Source organism: Arachidicoccus rhizosphaerae (assembly GCF_900107765.1).
Lineage (GTDB): Bacteria > Bacteroidota > Bacteroidia > Chitinophagales > Chitinophagaceae > Arachidicoccus > Arachidicoccus rhizosphaerae.
Window position 1 is genome coordinate 11,333 of sequence record NZ_FNQY01000004.1, and the last position, 21,311, is coordinate 32,643.

At 41.3% G+C, this 21,311-nt stretch carries 11 protein-coding genes; 6 read left to right on the plus strand and 5 right to left on the minus strand.

From position 1 onward, the window contains the following. Positions 1 to 175: 175 nt before the first annotated feature. The 3 genes from BLU80_RS04820 to BLU80_RS04830 form a co-directional block, all read right to left on the minus strand. The gene (locus BLU80_RS04820) at positions 176 to 2,761 is read right to left on the minus strand and encodes a multicopper oxidase domain-containing protein (RefSeq protein WP_091394332.1); all 2,586 of its coding nucleotides are present in this window, start codon (positions 2,759 to 2,761) and stop codon (positions 176 to 178) included. A gap of 332 nt (positions 2,762 to 3,093) precedes the next feature. After that, entirely contained in the window at positions 3,094 to 3,618 is a 525-nt protein-coding gene (locus BLU80_RS04825; RefSeq protein WP_091394335.1) for a DUF3347 domain-containing protein, read from the minus strand. A 20-nt stretch (positions 3,619 to 3,638) separates the two neighbouring features. After that, a complete protein-coding gene (locus BLU80_RS04830; protein ID WP_091394336.1) occupies positions 3,639 to 4,118 on the minus strand; it encodes a hypothetical protein in 480 nt (159 codons plus the stop codon). A gap of 279 nt (positions 4,119 to 4,397) precedes the next feature. On the opposite strand from BLU80_RS04830, the gene BLU80_RS04835 reads away from it, so the two are divergent. From BLU80_RS04835 to BLU80_RS04845, 3 genes are all read left to right on the plus strand, one after another. Next, positions 4,398 to 6,731 (plus strand): TonB-dependent receptor domain-containing protein, encoded by a 2,334-nt coding sequence (locus BLU80_RS04835; protein WP_170831143.1) that lies wholly within the window; start codon positions 4,398 to 4,400, stop codon positions 6,729 to 6,731. Positions 6,732 to 6,995: 264 nt separating this feature from the next. Then, entirely contained in the window at positions 6,996 to 8,060 is a 1,065-nt protein-coding gene (locus BLU80_RS04840; protein WP_091394340.1) for a hypothetical protein, read from the plus strand. Beyond that, complete coding sequence (locus BLU80_RS04845; protein ID WP_091394341.1) at positions 8,026 to 10,482, plus strand: hypothetical protein; 2,457 nt, start codon at positions 8,026 to 8,028, stop codon at positions 10,480 to 10,482. The genes BLU80_RS04840 and BLU80_RS04845 overlap by 35 nt, the downstream gene beginning before the upstream one ends. 82 nt (positions 10,483 to 10,564) lie before the next feature. On the opposite strand, the gene BLU80_RS04850 is transcribed toward BLU80_RS04845, so the two are convergent. Then, the gene (locus tag BLU80_RS04850; protein ID WP_091394344.1) at positions 10,565 to 12,706 is read right to left on the minus strand and encodes a DUF2075 domain-containing protein; all 2,142 of its coding nucleotides are present in this window, start codon (positions 12,704 to 12,706) and stop codon (positions 10,565 to 10,567) included. Beyond that, complete coding sequence (locus BLU80_RS04855; RefSeq protein WP_091394346.1) at positions 12,703 to 13,032, minus strand: nucleotide pyrophosphohydrolase; 330 nt, start codon at positions 13,030 to 13,032, stop codon at positions 12,703 to 12,705. Before BLU80_RS04855 ends, BLU80_RS04850 begins: the two co-directional genes overlap by 4 nt. A 269-nt stretch (positions 13,033 to 13,301) precedes the next feature. Here BLU80_RS04855 and BLU80_RS04860 point away from each other — a divergent pair, with 269 nt between their 5' ends. The 3 genes from BLU80_RS04860 (at position 13,302) to BLU80_RS04870 (ending at position 21,267) form a co-directional block, all read left to right on the plus strand. Beyond that, complete coding sequence (locus tag BLU80_RS04860; protein ID WP_091394348.1) at positions 13,302 to 14,570, plus strand: exonuclease SbcCD subunit D; 1,269 nt, start codon at positions 13,302 to 13,304, stop codon at positions 14,568 to 14,570. After that, on the plus strand, positions 14,570 to 18,334 hold the full coding sequence (locus tag BLU80_RS04865; RefSeq protein ID WP_091394350.1) for an AAA family ATPase: 3,765 nt from the start codon (positions 14,570 to 14,572) through the stop codon (positions 18,332 to 18,334). Before BLU80_RS04860 ends, BLU80_RS04865 begins: the two co-directional genes overlap by 1 nt. A gap of 188 nt (positions 18,335 to 18,522) precedes the next feature. Continuing rightward, complete coding sequence (locus BLU80_RS04870) at positions 18,523 to 21,267, plus strand: family 20 glycosylhydrolase (protein ID WP_139188089.1); 2,745 nt, start codon at positions 18,523 to 18,525, stop codon at positions 21,265 to 21,267. The last annotated feature ends 44 nt before the right edge of the window (positions 21,268 to 21,311 follow it).

Here is a 21,311-nt window from a genome sequence, read left to right on the forward strand (position 1 = left end):
ATTTTGCCCAGAACTAAGCTAAAATTTATGCTGATTAATCCGCCATAGCGACAATGGCAAATCCAATGAATGCTATTTAGAAATTCAACAGCATAAGCAAGGCGGCAATGAATATGCCGCCTTGCAATATATAAAAAGAAAAAAATCAATACTAAGTAACCGGATTGCCATCCAGCTAATAGGTTAACGTAATGCCTGCACCCCAGCCCATATCACTATCATAGTGCGTTGATAAAGAGAATAATTTAGTCAATATATATTTACCCCCAAAAGAATATTCCCTATCAGAATTCACCATAAAATTAGCCCGCAGCCTGGGCGTAAGCGGGATATCCTCCCTACTTAACTGCATTCTGACATAACCGTTATGATCAACACTTGCATCAGCCACAACTAACCAGGGCAAAGTATATTGGATCCCAACATGAAAGACCTTACGATCATCCTTGGTGTTTGTCTGACCAAACAGACTCTTCTCTTCATACTTATGCCGCCTATGCCGCCAATCGATGCCTACATAAGGAAAGAGCCACTGCATGGATCCTAAATACCTGCCAAAGTGGGTTTCCACCTCGTATCCATCCTTATTATTATATCCTAACCGCCATTCCCCCTGAAACGCCCAGCGCGTATTGGCATATACCAGGCTTCCGTCATTACCGTTTGTCGCAAAATCATTTTCAGCCTTTAAATGAAACATGCGGTCATCCATTTTAAGCATTTTATATCCCATATCCGGATGTGGCATTTCAGGATTATGCGGACTATCCTGATAGGTAAAGATCCGTCCCATCCCACTCATCATGTGATAAAGTATATGGCAATGAAAAAACCAATCTCCGCTTTCAGATGCGTTAAATTCAAGCGTATCGGTCTCCATAGGCATAATATCAACCACATTTTTCATGGGAGAACTATCTGCATACTGATTAACCAATCTAAAATCATGTCCATGCAAATGCATGGGATGACGCATCATAGAATTATTATAAAGAACAATCCTCAGGTTTTCGCCTTTTTTAATCAAGATCTTATCTGTTTCAGAAACCGTCTTATTATTAATCGTCCAGACATACCGGTTCATGTTGCCTGTCAGCTCAAAATTCAGTGTCCGCCAGAGTCCGTCAGGCAGCGTTGTCTTGTGGGTAGCCTCCAGCATATTATAATTTAAGGTTACAGGAGCATGGCTTTCCATATTCGCGACTTCAGCTACCCTGTCCTTTTCTGCTGTCTTATGCCCTGACAGGTGACTCATTGAAGCATCTTTGCCCTCAGATTTCACCAGCTCTAATTCCATTCCGCATTTAGGGCATTTACCGGGCTTATCTTGTCTGATATCTGGATGCATCGGGCAAGTATACCACTTGCCATGATTCATATTTTGTTCCATAGAGGTAGAATCTGGCATAGCCATATCTCTATCCTGTTCGGAGGCGCCATCTAACTCCGGATACATCACGCTATTCATATCCATAGTCTGTAAGGACATTGCCATCCCCATATCATCCATCTTGCCACTGGTTTTCATCATGTCATTCATCATGGCCATGCCAGCAAAATACTTTAACTTGCCAGGAGGTCTTGCGGCAAGCTGCGGTCCATCTCCCAACCACAAGGAGGCGCTTCCTGTCCTGTCTTCCGCAGTGGCTAGAAATTCAAAGGAATTATTACCCGATATGGAGACCACCAGATCGTAGGTTTCGGAAGGCCCTATAATCATATTATCTACCATCACCGGTTTAACATCATTTCCATCACTGGCCACAACCATTAATTGGCTACCACTATATTTTAGCCAAAAATAAGTAGACGCGGAACCATTCACTACCCTTAAGCGGACCTTATCTCCAGGCTTTAGCCCTTTCACTTTACTGGAGTCATGTCCATTCAATAAAAACCTCTCATAATAGACATCGCTCACATCCATCGCCTTCATTCGCTTCCATTCATTGAGTAATTTTACGCCAACCTTACCTGCTGCAATTGCCTCACTATAACTCTGTACTGCTTTCTTTTTAATGGAAAACCAATCCGAGGCCGTGTGCAGTCTTCTGTCAATCTCCTCCGGCTTCATATTACTCCAGTCACTAAGTACTACAGGAATGGTCGGAATTTCCGGTTCCGTTCTCTTATTAAAAATCAAAGCTCCATACAATCCAACCTGTTCCTGCAATGCATAATGGCTATGATACCAATAAGTACCTGCCTGCACCACCGGAAATTTATAAATATAAGTTGTATGTGGCGCAATCGGATGCTGGGTAAGATAAGCAACGCCATCCATTCTGTTGGCCAGTTGTACGCCATGCCAATGTACGGCTGTTGGCTCATCTGAATTATTATGCACATAAATCAGAGCCGTGTCGCCAATAGTAAAAACCAGTGTCGGGGCAGGTAACTGTCCATTGACGGCAATTGCTCTTTTGCTTTTACCATCAAAACCCACCGTTGAATCCGTTATAAACAAGTCATAACGCACAGTTTTCGCCTTTATTTCCCCCGGAGCGAAGTGAATACCCGCTCCTGCAGCTTCGACAGGTTTTGTGGCAATATCCTTTTCCATATTCGAAAGCACGCCCAAAGGAGGTTCCTGTCCAGGCAGTGTAGGATGCGCTACCGGCACTGCAAAGGAGGCAAATGGCGTAAACCGGTCATTATTTCCATGATCAAATTTTGGTTTTTCCTGAGCCGCGGCGGGCTGCAAATAAAATAACAACAGCCCCAGCAAAAGACCAGGTAAATACCTACTAAATATATTCATCAGATTTTTTTAATATACTTTCAATGCATATCCTGAAAGATTGACTGTCACGCTGATAATATGCCCTAACGATCAAACTTCAAAAGTCCTCCGAAATGGCATAAAACTACATCAGGAAAGTTTCCATCCCAATAGTGGCGTTGGTCAGCAGCATTACCCACTTAGCTCCTGATTGCATTGAATGACCTTTGCATAGAAAAGCTAATAAGTAAGTGCCTACTACAAATTATTCCACTTAGCTCCACGTGTCGCTTCCATCAGGACATGCTTTGTCCTTTAATAATTGAAATTAATTATTTTACCTTTTATTCGTAAAATTTATGGTATAAGTATTAAGGCTCAAGTGTTTCTTTTACAGAACCACAATTCAGCATGGTTTTACCATAATAAGGATTTTCAATCTCCTTTTTATCACTTAACCAATTGGCTTTTGCCATGGGACAATAATCCCAGTATAGCGTGGTAGTGGTACCGGAGGTTTTCAGCAAAGCATACAAATGCGTGCTTAAATCCTTAAAACTTGTTCGCTGTGCTGTAATATCCGTCGCATTGCCGATAGCTACAGCTTTATTCAGTGCTTCTTTGCCATCCTTTGCAAATACTTTTTTGTCTAACTGCTTTTCCCAGGAAGTGAGCGCTGTTGCCAGCCGCTTTCCAGCCTCAGCGGCCTGACTTTTCTGTCCTGCGACTAAAGCATCCTTAAGGGATAAATAGGCCTTAACAACCGAATTAGCATCCAAAGTTGCATTTGTGTAAGTATAATGAGTAGAGAAATAGGAATTAGCGGCTCCGGGAGGGGTCGCCATTGCGAGAGAGGTTATGGAGATGAATCCAAACGCTAATAATATCTTTTTCATATTTATTGATTTTATAAAAGTTAAAATAGAATTTTCAGTTCTGCCATTGAGCCTGTGAGGCTCAATGGCAGAACTGAAAATTCTATTTTAGGGGGTCGCCATATAAAATCAAAACCTTTGGGTAATCTTATCGGAATAAAAAAAGATGGCACGACTTTCTCCGCCTGGTCCATTTGTAATATGGTGCTCATTGCAGGCAAAAAAACGCTCGTGATACCGTTCCCTGTACAATGACAATTGTGGCCACAGGCATCACCTGCTGAATGATCACATGGAAGGCTACCCTTTTCAGCTTCCTGGGCCATCTGACAGCCCTGATGTATCGTCGTTGCTGATTTTGTTTTTTGTAGAGCTGTTCTTCCATTTGAAGCAGGTTTGGCATCATTATGACAACAGCTATGTCCTTGCATGCCAGTGCAGGCCATCAGCTGACCAGGAAGAGCAAAAAGCCCCAGCAAACAAATGCATAAAATAAATAATATCAATCCCTGTTGCTTCAAAACAATTGATTTTTACCTGTCAAAGGTAAAATATTTACATGGTTAGGTTCTTATAAAATTTCATATAAACCTTACAAAATTGCAGCCGATTTTCAGCAAATCAAACGATTGCATGAATCGCAAACGTTAAAGATTCTTTATCAATTTAATCCATTCAAAGACAGTAGTTTTGGAGTTTTACTTATACATAATAACTATTTAATATACATGTCGCTTTTCATAAGACTAATTTGCACTTTTCTGATAATCGCCGGATTCAATCAAGTCCTTTCAGCCCAAGTGGTTTTACAGGGTCGAATAACAGATCCGAAACAAGCGGCATTAACAGATGCAACCGTTCAAATAAAACTAATTGAAGACACCACCGTTAAAGCAGGTCAAAACAGCCAAAATGGAGCGTTTAAATTTAACGGGCTCCAAAAAGGGCTATATATTATTGAAGCCAGCAAAACCGGATACAATACTACTAAGATTTATATCAGACTAGACCAGGATTCAAGTATTCAACTACAATTACAACCCTATACTCAGGAACTGGAACAGGTTACGGTTACCGGAAAAAAGAAGCTGATTGAACAAAAACCAGACAGAATCATCTATAATGTCTCCGGTAGTGTAACCAGCCAGGGTGGTAATGCGCTTACGGCTCTTTCCAAAATCCCGGGCGTAAAAATCAGTGGTACTACCATAGGTCTGGCCGGGAAGGGAAGCGTTAAGATAATGGTAAACAATAAGTTACTTGAAATAAGTGATCAGAACCTGGCTAATTATTTAACAACCCTCCCCACCAAGGATATTGATAAAATAGAGGCTATTACCAGCCCCGGAGCCAACTTTGATGCCGCTGGCGGTGCAGGTATTATCCGCATTGTCACTAAAACTGCCAACCTGGAAGGCTGGAGCGGGTCCGTTCAAGGAACTTATGGTCAACAAAACACTTATGACAATTACACACTGAACGGCTCCGTCAATTATAAAAAGGACAGATGGAACGGGTTTGCCAGTGTTAATCTGAACCGCCATAAAGAGCTCATGGGCTGGATCATTGGTGTTCAATACCCTACATATAACTGGTCCTTGAATGACACTGGCATTTATAGGATAGATGACTACAATGGTACAGTAGGGCTGGGCTACCAAATCGGGAAACAAAGTCAGCTTCAAATTAGTTATCATTTTGGCTACAGGGAGGAAGGACACAATCTGGATGGCCATGACGATGTCAAAAACTATATTACAGATAAAGAGGGGAATATAGATTCAGTCATCAGAAGCTATGCCACCTATAATCCTATTGCCAAAACAAATGCCGTCAATTTGCATTATAATACAGTTTTAGACAGCAAAGGCACAACGCTTAGTGCTGATGCAGATTATTTTAACTTCTTTAGAACTGACTATTCCAATTTCAGGGGATATGCCCAACCTGCCTTGCAACAGGATGGCGATCAAAATGCGCTGTTTTCTAATACGGCCAAACAAAACATACTGATTTACACCGCTAAAGCAGACCTGAGCATTCCTACGCCGTTTGCTACCTGGATGCTTGGCGCTAAATTCAGTGATATCAGCATATATAGCGACGCGCTTTATTATAATATTGCTACCGGAACACCTGCTTTTGATTCCAGTAAAAGCAATATTTATGATTACTCGGAAAAAACACAGGCTGCTTATATCCAGGGATCTAAGAAATGGGCAGATTTCAGCCTCAATGCGGGGCTAAGGGCTGAGTATACGAAAACCACCGGGCATTCCATTTCACTGTTAAGAACAGATAAAAATAGTTATTTTAAATTTTATCCTTCCGTTTCATTCACTTATCAGGCAAATGAGCCCAATCAATTTTATCTGGAATTCAATAAAAGGATCAACCGTCCCACTTTCTGGAACCTGAACCCTTACCGGTCTTTATTAACAGCTTATGCCTATTACGATGGCAATCCGGCGCTGAAGCCAGAATATACAAGTCAGCTGGAAATTGGACATAGTTATAAACAGCAACTTTATACCTCTTTATATTATCGCCATACCACCAATAGTTTTGACTACCTAACAGTTGGATCGCTGGATACATTTTTAGTATACAGAACACCCATGAACTTTATCAATAGCTCCACCTGGGGAATACAGGAGCGTATAAATTTAACTCCGGTCAGATGGTGGGACGCCGCTTTACAGTTTAATCTTTATTATACCAAAAGCAAATCAGATCTTGATTATGTAGCTGATCAGAAAGGATGGGGCCAATATGTATCTATCGGCAATACATTTTATTTTGATAAACAGAAAAATTTCAGCGGAGCTGTTAATTTCTGGTGCCAGTTTCCGGAAGTTGATCATATAGGAACCACAAACACCTATAATTCACTGGACCTGGGGCTTATGTATACCACACTGAATAAAAAATGGACTTTAGGACTCAATGCGACGGATATTTTTAAAAACAGCTGCCCTACCTATTATACCGAAGTCAATGGCCTGAAACAAAGCTATGAACATTTCCAACTGAACAGATCCGTTGTATTTTCGGTCTCCTACCAGTTTGGATCTCGTCCGAAGGCTGGTAATGACAGAGCTACCGGTAATGAGGAAGAAAGGAGCAGACTTTAATAACCTGAGCCAAATCGTTATACCATATTTGATACCTTTTACATGCAAAGAAGAATTAATCCATAAAAGGATATTGATAAAATGCATTAAATAAGAAAATTCTAACCTGCTTCTCAATTTCCAAATAAGGAGGCATTTCCCTACGTCCGGCTTCTTTGTATCTGTCCAAGACAGTAATTATGCCCAATAATTAAATTATTGACAATTAGTTATACTAATGCTATATTTGATACAGGCAAAACTACATCATCAGATCCAGTCGTAATGAAACAGGCAACCCGATATAGATGGAAGACCTTATTTTTAGCGGTACTGACTTCGCTGCTGCTGCTGCTGCTGCCTGGCTGCCATAAACATCCATCTCAAAATATCAAAAAAGCTTTTTATTACTGGAAAACCAATTTTCATTTGACCGCTTATGAACAAAGCAGGCTCAGTAGCCTTAATGCCCAAGGTCTCTATGTACGTTTTTTTGACATCATCTGGGATACACAGACTAACGAACCAAAACCTGTTGCTGTCAGCAACATCAACAAGGACAGACCCGGAAATTATCACTACACACCTGTCCTCTTTATTACACAAGAGGTATTAAGCAAGATAAATGATGCGGACCTCCGGGATTTCGTAAAGAATTTCACAAATCTGCTCTATGAAAAATGTATCCAGTCCGATATAAACCCCACAGAAATACAAATTGATTGCGACTGGACGCGAAGCACAAAACAGAAATACTTTAAGATTTTGGCACTATGCAAAACACAATCCTTTTTCAAAGACAAACAACTCAGTTGTACCATCAGGCTGCATCAAATTCGTTATCCGCAGATCAGCGGGATTCCTCCTGTTGACAAAGGATTACTCATGTGTTATAATATGGGGAATTTAAAACTGCCAGGCAATAATAATTCCATCCTGGATTTACAGGTCACCCGAAAATATCTAATCCATTTAAAGGACTATCCGCTTAATTTAGATATTGCTTTTCCTATTTTTAGCTGGTCACTTTTATACGACGACAAAAATAGGTTCACAGCAATAGTCCGGGATCTGACACAGACTGATCTCAGAGACAGCAGTATTTTCGAACCCATCGGACAACACCTGTACAGAATCAAAGTGGACACATTGTGGCACGGTTATCCTCTTAAAAACACATCTATCATCCGCCATGAATCCTGCAGTCCGGATCAGTTATATCAGTTAGCGCAACTAATACAAGGAAAAACGCACCATACAACCACGCTTATTTTTTATCACCTGGATAGTTTAACACTCACTAAATACACCAACAATGAACTGGAGAAAATTTACAATACTGTCCTTTAGTATTATCGGGGCTATACTGGTTGCGAAACTTACTTATAGTTGTATTCCCGAAGCCATATACTATAACTACCCCTCATTTTTTGGTAATAAAGCGCCCGAACAGGTAGCCTACAGGCCTTTCTTTTACGTTTCTGAAGACCCGTATTACAATAATTATGATGATCAACAGCAAAATAATGATGATTTGCTTAATTTGGATAACCTCAAAGAATGGCAGGATTATACCCATCAGACCTGTTCTCTTATAGATCTGGACAGCCTGATAAATAAATACCCGGTACAAACATTAAGGGATATTTCGACCGGGAACTTGAATCACCTGACTGTCCGGCAAAGGCAAAATACATTTTCCCAGTGGCTATTCAATAACAATAAAAGGGATGCACTGCAATATTTAATTTTTGCCAAGGATTGTGAGCCCTTTGTAACCACCAAGAATTATTGGGATACCCTGACCGTAAATATTGATTCCTCAGAAATCCTTATTAAGGACGGAATAAATAAGTGGAATAACACAAAGGATTCATTTTTAAAATCAAGATATGCCTTCCAGATTCTCCGACTCGCTTTCTATAATAAAAAATATGACCGTACGCTAAAACTATATGACAGCCTGATAGGCAATGCTTCATCCAATTCCAGAACTTTGTCGGATTACCGAAGTCTCGGCCTCAAAGCAGGCGTATACTTCAGAAGGAACAATTACCCGCAAGCGGCCTATTTATACTCAAAATTATTTACCGGGCCGGACGGAGTTAAACAGACGGCCATGTTGTCCTTTTTATGGAGCATCCGCCATGAGCAGCCTAAAAACAGCAAAACTGTTCTACAGTCAGCGTACGAATTATGCAGTGATGACCATGAGCGGGCCGTGATGACTATCATGCAAGCGCTCAGAGAAACGGACAAAGCCCTCCCACTCATAAAAAAAGCATATGCTTTAGATCCAGCGATTAAAGGCCTGGATGTCATTTTCAACAGGGAAATCAATAAAATGGAAGAGCGCTACCTGACCTATAATATTGATCAGTCCAATAAAATTGAGTACTTAAGCTATTTTGAATACTTTGAGGGTCAGCCGGCAGCAATGCAGGCGTATTTATCAGATTCAGTTAGAAAAACCTATCCAGGATACCTCGGACAATTAAATGCATTTTCACAAAAAATGATTAAAGATCAAAAATCAGGTTCACCGGCATTCTGGCATTTATCCTCTGCGTATATCAGTTATATGCTGGATGATGTAGAGCAGATGTCCAGGGAAATGTCGCTCGCCAAATCATCTGGTATGAATAATGAAGAAAGTCAGTTATTTCAGGTATTTGAAATCCTGAAGATTATTAAAAATCAAGACATTATCACCTCGGAAACAGAAACCCTGCTTTTACCGCAATTAAAAAAACTGGATATGCTGGCTGACAGTAACTCAGATAGGAATCAAAACTTCTATTCTGTCATGAATTTGCTTTTGGCACCCAAATATCTGGCACAAAAAGATACGATTAAGGCTTTATATTGTATGGCCCACAGCCGAAGAGAAAACACCACCAGCCACGGTTATTCTTATATTAATTTCTTTGACTTCAAATCCGTTCCATCAAAATATCGTGTGGATGTGTCACTGACCGACCGCCCGGGCCAGTTATTGGATAAAATGGATATAATCTCCTTACATAAAATCCAGTCCTATTTAGACAACAGTAATCATTCCCCCTTTGATAAATGGCTCGTCAATAACACCTATTACAATGAAAGCACCCTAAAGGAATTAGAAGGCACTAAATATCTGCGCGCATTTGATTTTAAGTCAGCTGCAGCTATTTTAAAAAACGTTCCTCACCTGGACAGTCTGTCCTATCCCTTTGAGATGCATATTCTTGACATCACGGACACTATTTACCACCAGGATACCAGTATCATCACCACTAAATATAGCTTTGCAAAAGAAATGGCAGCCCTGCAGCAGGCCATAGCTTCAGACTCCAACAATACACTAGCACTCTATAAATATGCCTTAGGGCTATATGCCATGTCCTATTATGGCAGAGCTCCCCACCTATTCATTTATTATCATAGCACTTCAGACGAATATAAATATTATAAAACTACGCAAAGAGACCAGCTGCCAAATGTCTTTCAGGAATATTATGGACTTTATACCGCTGAGAAATATTTCAATCTGGCAGCAAAGGCTGCCAAGACGGCTACCTTAAAAGCAAAATGCATCTTCGGCGCCGCTAAATGCTGGCAGAAAAGATGTGCCGATATGGACGAAAAGGATTATGAAGATCTAAATTACTTTGCCTATAGTTTAACGAACCCCTATTTTAAAACACTCAGCACTCAATACAGTAGTAGCGAGTTTACCAAAGCGCTCTACAATACCTGCAGTTATTATAGAGACTACCTTAAAAAAAATTAAATAGCATTACACAGCGACCTTTCAATAATATCAGGAGGCAATTTGATGCGTATTACCGGAGAATAAACCTTTACAAGCGGGTTTAAATCTCAGATAAAAGCTTTTCAAAACGGGCGACTACAATATACGCCTCTCCGGTCTCTTTTTTGAGCTTCATGGTCACAAACCTGGAAAGAGATAAGTTTTTCGGCAGCCAGGATCTTTTTTCATATTTAACCTGCTGCTCTGCTGCATACCAGATACCTTGCGGCAATGTCTCATCTATTGTCGGATCCGAGGCAGTTTTTTGAACGGGCTCCTGTTCCTCATGAACAATACGAAATAATGCCAATGACGGATCATTATCCCATTCAGCGGTTTTATTGATCTGACAGGCTATAACACGTTCTGTTCCATTTATAATATCACTTACATCAACCTCAATAGCGGCTTTTGACACTTCAATTAGCTGCTTTTGTTCGATTTCTAAATGAATCAACGGGATTTTCCTTTTGTGTCCCACAGCGTTAACGGAGCTAAACAGTTCCATATATCTGGCAAAATAGGCCTTCAATGCCGAATCTGATACGTAAATAAATGCACCCTTAATTCCCCGCAAAATCAAGGTACTGTAAATATTCAGAATATACTCATGCAGTTCTCTCTGATCCCGGATGCTACTTTTTCCAGTGCGGTCCTTATAATTCTCCTTATTTACTTCAATCAGGCCAGTTGTTTCATTAAAAGTAATTTCCGGTCCGAATATAACACCTACGTAGTTTAGATCATATCCTTGAACCGTATGAATACATCCAACTTCTGATGCAGCAGTTACACTATTAATCCAGTCCTCACTAGTGGTATTCCATCTGAGCTGAACCCCATCCAGTTCAATATCAAAAAGTGATTTATCTTTTTTAGAAGTCCATGGCCACGCATAGCCTGCTACCAGTCTACATAACCCCAGGCTTTTTTCTCTCTTCTCCAGTTCTTCCCTTAATTGCCAAAGAGAATCGAAAAGAAAAAGTTCATAACCGCGCACGTCAATTTTCCTTAAAGTATCTTTTGCCGGTTGGTCAATTTGTAACAAGGCTTTAATAAAGTCTACCAGCTCATTTCCTCCTTTTGAACGTAATTGGGTTTTTAATTTAAGTACACTTGTATTTTCTGCCGCACAGACAAGGTCAAATTCGACCTTTTGAACATCTGAAGGCCGGATGCTCTGTCCCGCATCATAAAACAAGATATCCTTGGAGGACTGATGAAGCACCCACTGTAATTCAGAAGTCGTATGTGGATCTAGTCCAAGACGCTGGCTGTTTTTATCAAAACTTCCAAATAATGTCCCCAGATTCACTCTCCTTCTGAGCCTGTGCGATTCATCAACAAGCAAAATATCATAGGTCTGCTTGGCAACATCCCCGGGGCCCAGTACCCAGGACCTCTCTAAGCCTTTTACACTTGCGAAAATTTTTGCGACTGTTTTCCTGAAAGAACTCATGGGGATGACAAGTCCCATCTTTAAATTAGGATACCGAAATTTCACGGCTTTAACTAAATCAATGATCTCCTGTTCTTCAGGGCCTAATTCTGAAAATTTAAAGGTGTCCAGATCCGTATTAAGCAGTTTAAAAAGAAAGATAGCCAGCACGCTCTTTCCGGTACCAGCCCCGCCGTGCACCATTATATTTTTAATCTTGTCGGAGGCGAGGGCACGCAAAATTTCTTTTAACGAAAGGATCTGATCAACACTTAAGGCCTTATAAGGAGAATATTTAAAAAGGTCAGAATTATCAATCTCTTTTAAAGTTTTCCGAACCACCTTTAGGGCCAGCAGTTCTTCCCAAATCCCTTCAAATATACTTTCATACAACTCTCTTTGCTGAAAATAATGATGGTTGGCAATACCAATATTTCCATTAATCAACTGCATCTCTCCTTCAGCAGAGATGTATTTAATCAGATTGGATTCAATATCCAGCGTGGCAGACTTATTAAATCTGTTACTGGATATCAAAAATGCTTCTGACAGATTCTGTTTTTTTTCGTTTTTAAGATGCGCTTTCATACGCTCTATGGTATCCGTAGTCTCTCCTACATAAGCCAGTTTTTTTTGTTCATCCTTTAAAATATAGACCAATGGCCAGAGATTTTTCTCAAAATATTCATTTGAGCTCTTTATCAGCTCAATGGTTCTTACATTAAAATCGTATCGATTGATTTTAAACGGCTGTTCCACGCTCATAATTCATTATATTTTTTAGCAGACCCTTTTGCCTTTTCCACAGGATACTTTTGTTCGTTTTGCCTGAGTTTAGACTCAATAATTTCAGTCAAATCAAGCCCCTGATTATCCATTAACAAAAATGCATATATCAAAACATCCGCCAGTTCCTCCTTTATTTTATTGGGATCCGCACTTTGCGCATCCTTCCATAAGAATAGCTCCAACAATTCCGAGGCCTCTATGGACAGCGCCATAGAAAGATCCTTCGCATTATGAAATTGCTTCCAGTCCCTTGCATCCCTAAACTGTTTAATCTTTGCGATTAACGCTTCTGTCTGTTTCATGATAATTTTTCGTTTGCAGCCTGTTTAAACGGATAACCCATTGCAATTTAGGCAATTTCCTCAGAAATTTTCCTAACGCAGCCCCAAAATAGCGGATAATGGCCACATCTCATGTAACAGCCTGGCACCGCTGTAAAAACAGCAATGATTGTGCGTAAATACTGCTTTGGCATCCGCTTAAATTCACTGAATATTTCTAAATTTACAGGGCTGATTTTTCTATTCTGATAAGAGCCATTCTTTTACATTATAAAGGATTTAAACACATTATGAAGGTTTTACATACAGCTGATTGGCATATAGGGCAACTTTTTTATGAATATGACAGAACGTATGAGCATGAACAGTTTCTGCAATGGTTAATACAAACTTTACAGACGGAACAAATAGAACTTCTGCTTATCTCGGGGGATGTTTTTGATATTTCAAACCCTTCAGCTGCGTCCACCAGGCTCTTCTACCATTTCTTAAATCAGGCCACCAGGTTAATTCCGGATCTTCAGATCATCATTACAGCCGGCAATCATGATTCTCCTACAAGGCTTGAAGCGCCCAGACCCTTACTGGAATCCTCCAATATTCACATTGTAGGAACCATCGAAAAAGACCAATCGGGACAAATCAATTTTGATAAGATCAGCATTCCGATTTTCGACAAAAGGAGGCAGATAGTTGCCTGGTGTCTGGCCGTGCCTTATTTAAGGGCCGGAGATTATCCCGTTTCAGAAAGAGATGAAAATGGCCATTCAACTGCGCAGACCTATACCCAAGGCGTCGTGCAATTTTATAAACAGGCTTTGAATTATATTCTCTCTAGAAAAACCAAAGATCAATCAATCATTGCCTTAGGACATTTACACGCAGCCCAGGCAGAGATTACAGATATGGATAACAGTGAAAGAGCCATTATGGGCGGCATTGAATGTATTCCCTTAAATGCGTTCAGTGCCGATCTCTGTTACGTTGCCCTGGGACATATTCACAAAGCCCAGAAATTAGGAGGCAAAGAACATATCCGGTATTCAGGCAGTCCCATTCCGTTATCCTTTTCCGAGCAGCATTATAAACATCAATTAATAACATTTGAATTGGACAAAACGGGCATAGCAGACGTTCATTCCATTGAAATCCCTATCAGTGTCCCCTTACTAAGCGTTCCGAAAAAACACCAGCCATTACCAATCGTACTCAAAGAGCTGGAATTACTCCCGGAAAAACAAAAAGAAAACCCTACAGAATATCCGCCATATCTGGAAGTCAGAATTTTGTTGGATGAGCCTCGGCCAGGATTACGCCACCAAATAGATAATGCACTGGTAACCAAAGATATAAGACTGGCTAAAATTGATGTAAGATACCCGGCTAAAACAGCTGAAGCAGGAGCACAGACACTCTTGGAAGAAAACCTCTCTGTATTAGGCCCCCAAGAGATATTCGAGCGGGCCTATCAACACCTATACCAAAACACGCCCCCGGCTTCGCTGGTCCAATTATTTCAACAAACAGTGCGTGAGGTCAACCAAAAAAAGGAAGCCTAATGAAAATATTACAAATCAAGATCAGTAACCTGGCTTCACTGGAAGGAGAAAATACGATAGATTTCACCAGTGAGCCGCTTAACGGAGCAGGTATTTATGCGATCACAGGCCCAACAGGAGCCGGTAAGTCTACTATTTTAGATGCCCTTTGCCTGGCTTTATATGCCAGAACGCCCCGGTATGTACAGGCCAAAAGTATTGGAATTTCACTTCAGGACAGCTCCGGAGAAAATATAGCTCAAGGTGATCCCAGATCAATATTAAGAGACGGAACCGCTAATGGCAGTGCGACTGTTCGTTTTGTAGGCATAGACGCAGACCATTATGAAGCCACCTGGAGCGTCAGAAGAGCCCACCAGAAAGCCACCGGCAAACTCCTGGCCTATACCCATACGCTTATCAATCTTACAAAAGACAGAGAAGTTCCCGGAACCAAATCTGTCATCCAAAAAGAAATTGAACGCCTGGTCGGGCTGAATTTTGATCAGTTTACCCGAAGCGTTTTACTCGCCCAAGGTGATTTCACCGCCTTTATGAAAGCCGATAAAGAAGAGAAATCTGCCTTGCTGGAGAAGCTCACGGGCTCACAGATTTATTCTGAAATTTCCCAAAAAATATATGAACACTATAAGTTAGAAGAGGACGCACTTAAATCCCTGCAAAATAAAGCCGCTGGCATTGAACTACTCACTGAAGACCAAATCAGTGAAATAAAAGTATTGATTGCAGATCAGCTAACAAAAAAGGAGCAGTTTCAAAATCAGATAGCCGCACTGGAAAAAGACATCACCTGGCAACAGCAAAAAGAGCTGTTACTGGAAAGAAAGACAAAAGCTTCCGAACAGGTAAATAAGGCTCAAAGCGCAACTGATCAATTAGCAGATACCGTCAAACAACTTGAAAGGGTTAAAGCGGTGCTTCCTATAAAAAATGATCAGAGGCGCCTGTTAGAAGAGACAGGGGCCTTTTTAACGCTACATCAAAGCAAGCAGACGCTGGATCAAAAACTGTCCGTAATGACCACTGACAGGCAAATAGCCGCAGAGAATTTACAAAAACTCCAGCATCAAAAAGTCAGCCAGGAGCAGGCACTGAAAGAGGCCCGTCCCAGACTCCTTGAAGCCAGTACGCTGGATACAAAAATAGAAACAGCGGGCACCCATCTCAAAGGAATACAAAATAACCAGGACGATTTATTCAATAATAAAAAAGAAAAGGAGTTCAATAAAAATAAAGTGGCAGAAGCGTTAAGTGCTGCATCGGCCACTTTGGAAAGCCTGCAAAACTGGTCGAATCAAAATCAGGACCGCCAAAAAATAGCGGAAGAAACTTCACTGATTATTAACCGGCTGGATCAGGCCAGAGAACTTCTGGACAAAAGCCAGGCAGACCAGCAGACAATTAAGGAGCTCCATCTGAGCTTAGCATCCATTAGAAGCGCCATTGCAGATTTGCAACAGCAAATTGAAGCGACAAATAAGGAACTGAAAAATCTACAAACAGCACAACAACACCTACAATCGCAATTAAGTCAAACTGACACCGAGGATCTGGAAAACAAACTAGACACGCTTTCTGAGACGCAAAGAAGTCTGGAAAGGGCGCAGTTGTTATTTGAAGTTCTATTAAAAACGCAAACAGAAAAAGACGCAACCGAAAAGCAATTATCAGAAAATCAACATTTAATACTTTCATTAGAAAATGAGCTTACAGCCTTACAACCAACGCTTGATCATTTAACCATCCAGGTGCAAACTACTCAGGAACTCATAGAAAAAGCGACCCTTCGCCATGCGGAAAATACAGAGCGACTTCGATTAACCTTAACCGAGGGAGATCCGTGTCCTGTTTGCGGAAGCACGAGTCATCCATATGCTGACCAGTCGCACCTAGCATTAGGGGATCAGGTAATCCATACCCTCAAAGAGGAGTTTTCCGCGGCCAGTGCAGCGCTTTCCATGACGCAGCAGAAAGTCACTTCTTTACATACGGCCATCAGCATTCAGCAGGATCAACAAAGCAGACTAAAATCTCAACTTGAGCAAAAGCATATAGAATATCAAAATGCGCTCAAAAACTGGCAGACGACTAGCCAGGCCCTGACTGTATCCCGGCAAAACATCGGGAACAATTCCATTCCCGATTTTCTGCAACAACAATTAAAGGAAACCAAAGAAAAACTCAATCAGTTTCAGCTGCAGAAGTCCACAGTCCTGTCTCTAAAAGGAAAGCAGGAAAGTACTCTGCAAAAAATAGATGCCCAAAAAGAGCAATCAGCCTCACTTCAGACACAGCTAAATAATTTACATACAAAGTCTGAATTACAATCACAACAACTCAGCCATCATACGGAAAGTTTGCAGGCAGCATCTGCCAGATTAAAGGAACTTCAAAATCAGCTTAATCCTTATTTTCCAACTGCGGATTGGTTTGACAACTGGCAAAAATCTCCTGAAAATTTTGTCAGTGCTATTCAAAAATTCTCAGCTGACTGGAAATCCAGACAAAATCAGACGGTAGAAATCCTTGGAAAAAGTGAAACGCTTAAAACAGAAATTAAGGGTTATGAAAGAGAATTAGCGGGACTGGATATCCAATTAGAACAGTTGCAGCAAAAGGTGCATCAGCAAAAGGCAGATATGGAGGAGCTGACCCGTCAAAGAAACCTCCTTTTTGATGGCAGGTCCGTGCAAAGTGTGGAAAAATCACTGCAGGCGGCTATTGACCAGACAGAACAGAATTTGCAGGCAGATAAAGCACATGCTGATACACTGGAGTTTCAGTGGAATGAATGCGCTAAAGAATTATCCATTGTAAAGCATAACCTGACAAAAGCAGAGGAACAAAAGCTCAATCTGGAACAAAAAATTCAAAACTGGATACAAACTTTCAACGAGACCGGTCAAACGAAAGAAGGATTTATCAAGCTGGAAGAAACCGAACTGAACGAACTTTTACAATTTACAGATAATTGGATTACCTTAAACGAAACGACCATTCATTCGGCAATGCAGGAGTTACTCTCCGCAAAAGTCAGTTTGTCGGAACGTGAAAAGGACCTGCAAAATCATCTGGCTTCTGCAACAGTGGTTCGAACAGTCCCGGAAATTAATGAGCTGTTGACCCAGCAAAATGCGCTCCTGGAAGTGACACGAAAAAATATGCTGGAGCAGCAATTCAAACTGGATACAGACTTACAAAATAAACAAAAACAGGGAACGCTTCAAAAGGCGATTGATAAACAGCAAAAGATCTTTAATGACTGGGCAGCACTTAATAACCTGATCGGATCAAGTGATGGTAAGAAATTCAGGGAAATTGCCCAGCAATATACCCTGGATTTACTACTCGGGTATGCCAATCAACATTTACAGGTACTCAGCAAACGCTATCTGCTGTCCAGAGTCAGGGACTCTCTGGCTATTCAGGTCATAGACCAGGATATGGCAGACGAAGTCCGTTCCGTTTATTCCCTTTCTGGCGGCGAGTCCTTTTTGGTATCCCTGGCCCTGGCCCTTGGCCTTGCCTCGCTTTCATCGCACCGGTTAAAAGTGGAATCTTTGTTTATTGATGAAGGGTTCGGCTCCTTAGATCCTACTACCTTATCCATAGCCATGGACGCACTGGAAAGGCTGCACAATCAGGGCAGAAAAGTAGGGGTCATCTCCCACGTTCAAGAAATGACCGAAAGAATCTACGTACAGATTCAGGTACATAAAAAAGCAAGTGGAAAAAGTAATATTTCCATTGTATCCTTAACATAACAAATCAGCATAAATAATTATAATAAATTAATAATCAATATACTGTAACAAATTTACAGACTTAATCATTCATACGCATTCTTTATTTTTTTTATTATGTCATACATATTATATTTGCAAATAGTAAACCAGTGTACTGTTTCTTCTTAATAAAAGGCAGATCCAATCTGCAAAATGAAATCTCCAGTATGATACACACGCTATTGAATGTAACTTTCAGGCCATCCGTTAAGCAAAAGGCAGTTATTTACTTTTTGTTTGTTTTTTGTATCCTGACCTTACCTAGTGGCACTCAGGCACAGCAAGTCCCGGCAGGACTATCTGACACGATGTTTTCTACGTATTATCAGCAAAGAGTCAGTTTATTCAGGTTGCTACCCAATAAACCAGGTGCAATAATTTTTTTAGGCAATAGCATCACCGACGGTGGTGAATGGAGTGAATTATTTGAAGATGAGCCCAATATACTAAACAGAGGTATTAGCGGTGATATGACCGCAGGGGTGCTTAACCGGCTGGATGAGGTCACCGAAAGAAAACCCCGCAAAATATTCTTACTCATTGGCACCAATGATCTCTCCAGAGGCGTAACTGCGGACAGCGTCCTTTATAATATCTTTCTGATCGCTAAACTGATTCATAAAAACAGTCCTGCTACTCAGCTCTATATCCAAAGCATCTTTCCCGTAAACGACTATTATCATATGTTTACTGGCCACACGTCCAACACGCAGAAGATTAAATATATCAACCAGCGGTTACAGTCTAACGCTCAGGAGCTGGATTATACTTTTATCAATGTTTTTGACCAGTTAAAAGATCAAAATGACCATATGAATATCCGGCTCTCCAACGACGGTCTCCATTTAAAGGGTCCCGGATATATGCGCTGGAAACACATTATCTACCCTTACCTCACCGGTGGAACGCAAAAGGCGGCCTTAATTCCTATGCCAAAATCCATCCACTATCAGCCAGGTGCATTCCCTTTATATAAACTGCGCGTCATTCAATATCAACAGGACTCAATAAAAGACCTGGCCCTGGATTTCCTACAAAATAGCCCGGACTTACCTCGTAATATTGCTGTATCCCCCGTGAATAACCTGGAAGATCCGGTCCTTCTGATCAGCTGTGTTCATCAGCTGGATTTCCCTCATAGTGCGCTTGCATCCAAGCAGGATCCCCGTCTGACAGAGGCTTACCGCCTTAATATATCCTCCAATAAAATTACGCTGGAAGCCACCTCAAAACACGGAATCTTCAACGGACTTCAGACCCTAAAACAACTGGCCAGGGACGCAAGTTTTATAGATAACTGTCAGATTAGTGATTACCCCAGTTTTGCCTGGCGTGGCTACATGATTGATGTGGGGCGTAACTATCAGCCCATGGATTTGATTAAAAAACAAATTGATTTAATGGCCGATTTAAAACTGAATATCTTTCATTTTCATCTGACCGAAGATGTTGCCTGGCGGCTGGCCACGCCCAAATATCCCCAACTGACAGCTGCCGGCACCATGACCAGAGACCAGGGGCTATTTTATACCCAGAAAGATCTAAAGGAGCTCATTGAATATTGTAATCAACGCTTTATTACCTTGATTCCGGAAATAGATATGCCTGGCCATAGCGCGGCCTTTAAACGCGCCATGGGATTTGACATGCAAAGTGATTCCGGATTGCTAGTTATAAAAAATATATTGGCAGCTTTCACAAAAACCTACAATCTCCCCTATATCCATATCGGGGCCGATGAAGTACATATTCATAAGGAGGATTTTCTGCCCAGTGTAATAGCGCAATTGCAGGCTGAAGGTAAAAAGGTAATCGGGTGGGAACCGGGCGGTAAATATCCTGCCGGCGTATATCGGCAACTCTGGCGTGGCTCCGCCGCACCTTTGCCTGCGGCTACTTATAAAAGAATCGACTCCCGTAATTTATATATCAATCATATGGATCCGGAGGAAAGTGTTGTTTCCATTTATAACCATGCGATCGATGACCGGCAAACCGGCGACTCCTTAAATATCGGAGGCACGTTATGTCTGTGGAACGACAGAAAGCTGTCCGCGCCACTGGATAATCTTATCCAAAACCCAACCCTTCCCGCCATGATGGCCTTTGCCGAAAGATCCTGGTGCGGAGGGGGCCAAACAGAAAACCTGGTCGGCCTCAACCATTTAGATCAAAATCAACTGGAGGCATTTAAAGAATTTGAAGACCGTTTACTCTCCGTCCAAAAATCATTTTATAAGAATATTCCCTTTCCTTATATCCGTCAGTCTGATATAGAATTTCAGCTAATCGGCCCCTATAATAATCAGGGAGATCCGGATAAGAAATTTCAGGTGGAATCAGACCCGGATGATGTCCAATACGGATCCGGCGACAGTTCCACTCCAACAACAGTCACGCTGCGAGGCGGCACAATTATTTTAAGGCATTTTTGGGATCCTTTTACAAAAGGCTACTTAGACCACCCAACTGAAAATACCACCTATTACGCGAAGGCACGCTACTGGAGCCCGGTAGATACGACCGCTCTGCTCTGGCTGGGTTTTTATGATTATTCCAGATCCACAGCCAGCGCTCCGCCAAAAGCCGGCAGCTGGAATGCAATGCATGCCAGAGCCTGGATCAATGGCCATGCTATTGCGCCTCCGTTATGGGCCAGAGCGGGTCAAAACGGGGATCTGGAAATCCCTTACCAGGACGAGAACTACTCCTTTAGACCACCTGCATCCGTTCAATTAAAAAAAGGCTGGAATACACTACTACTTAAAATACCTGTGGGTAAATTTGACGGTCCCTGGTATCAACCCGTCAAATGGATGTTCAGTGCACTGTTTGTACAGCCGCAGTCAGGCAGTAGTGTAAACAATATGGAGCAGAATGCAAGCCTGTATCAAAATGCAAGCGTCAAGTAATGCTTTTGTATTTGTTTGAATACTCAAGCAATAGATTTGCTGAT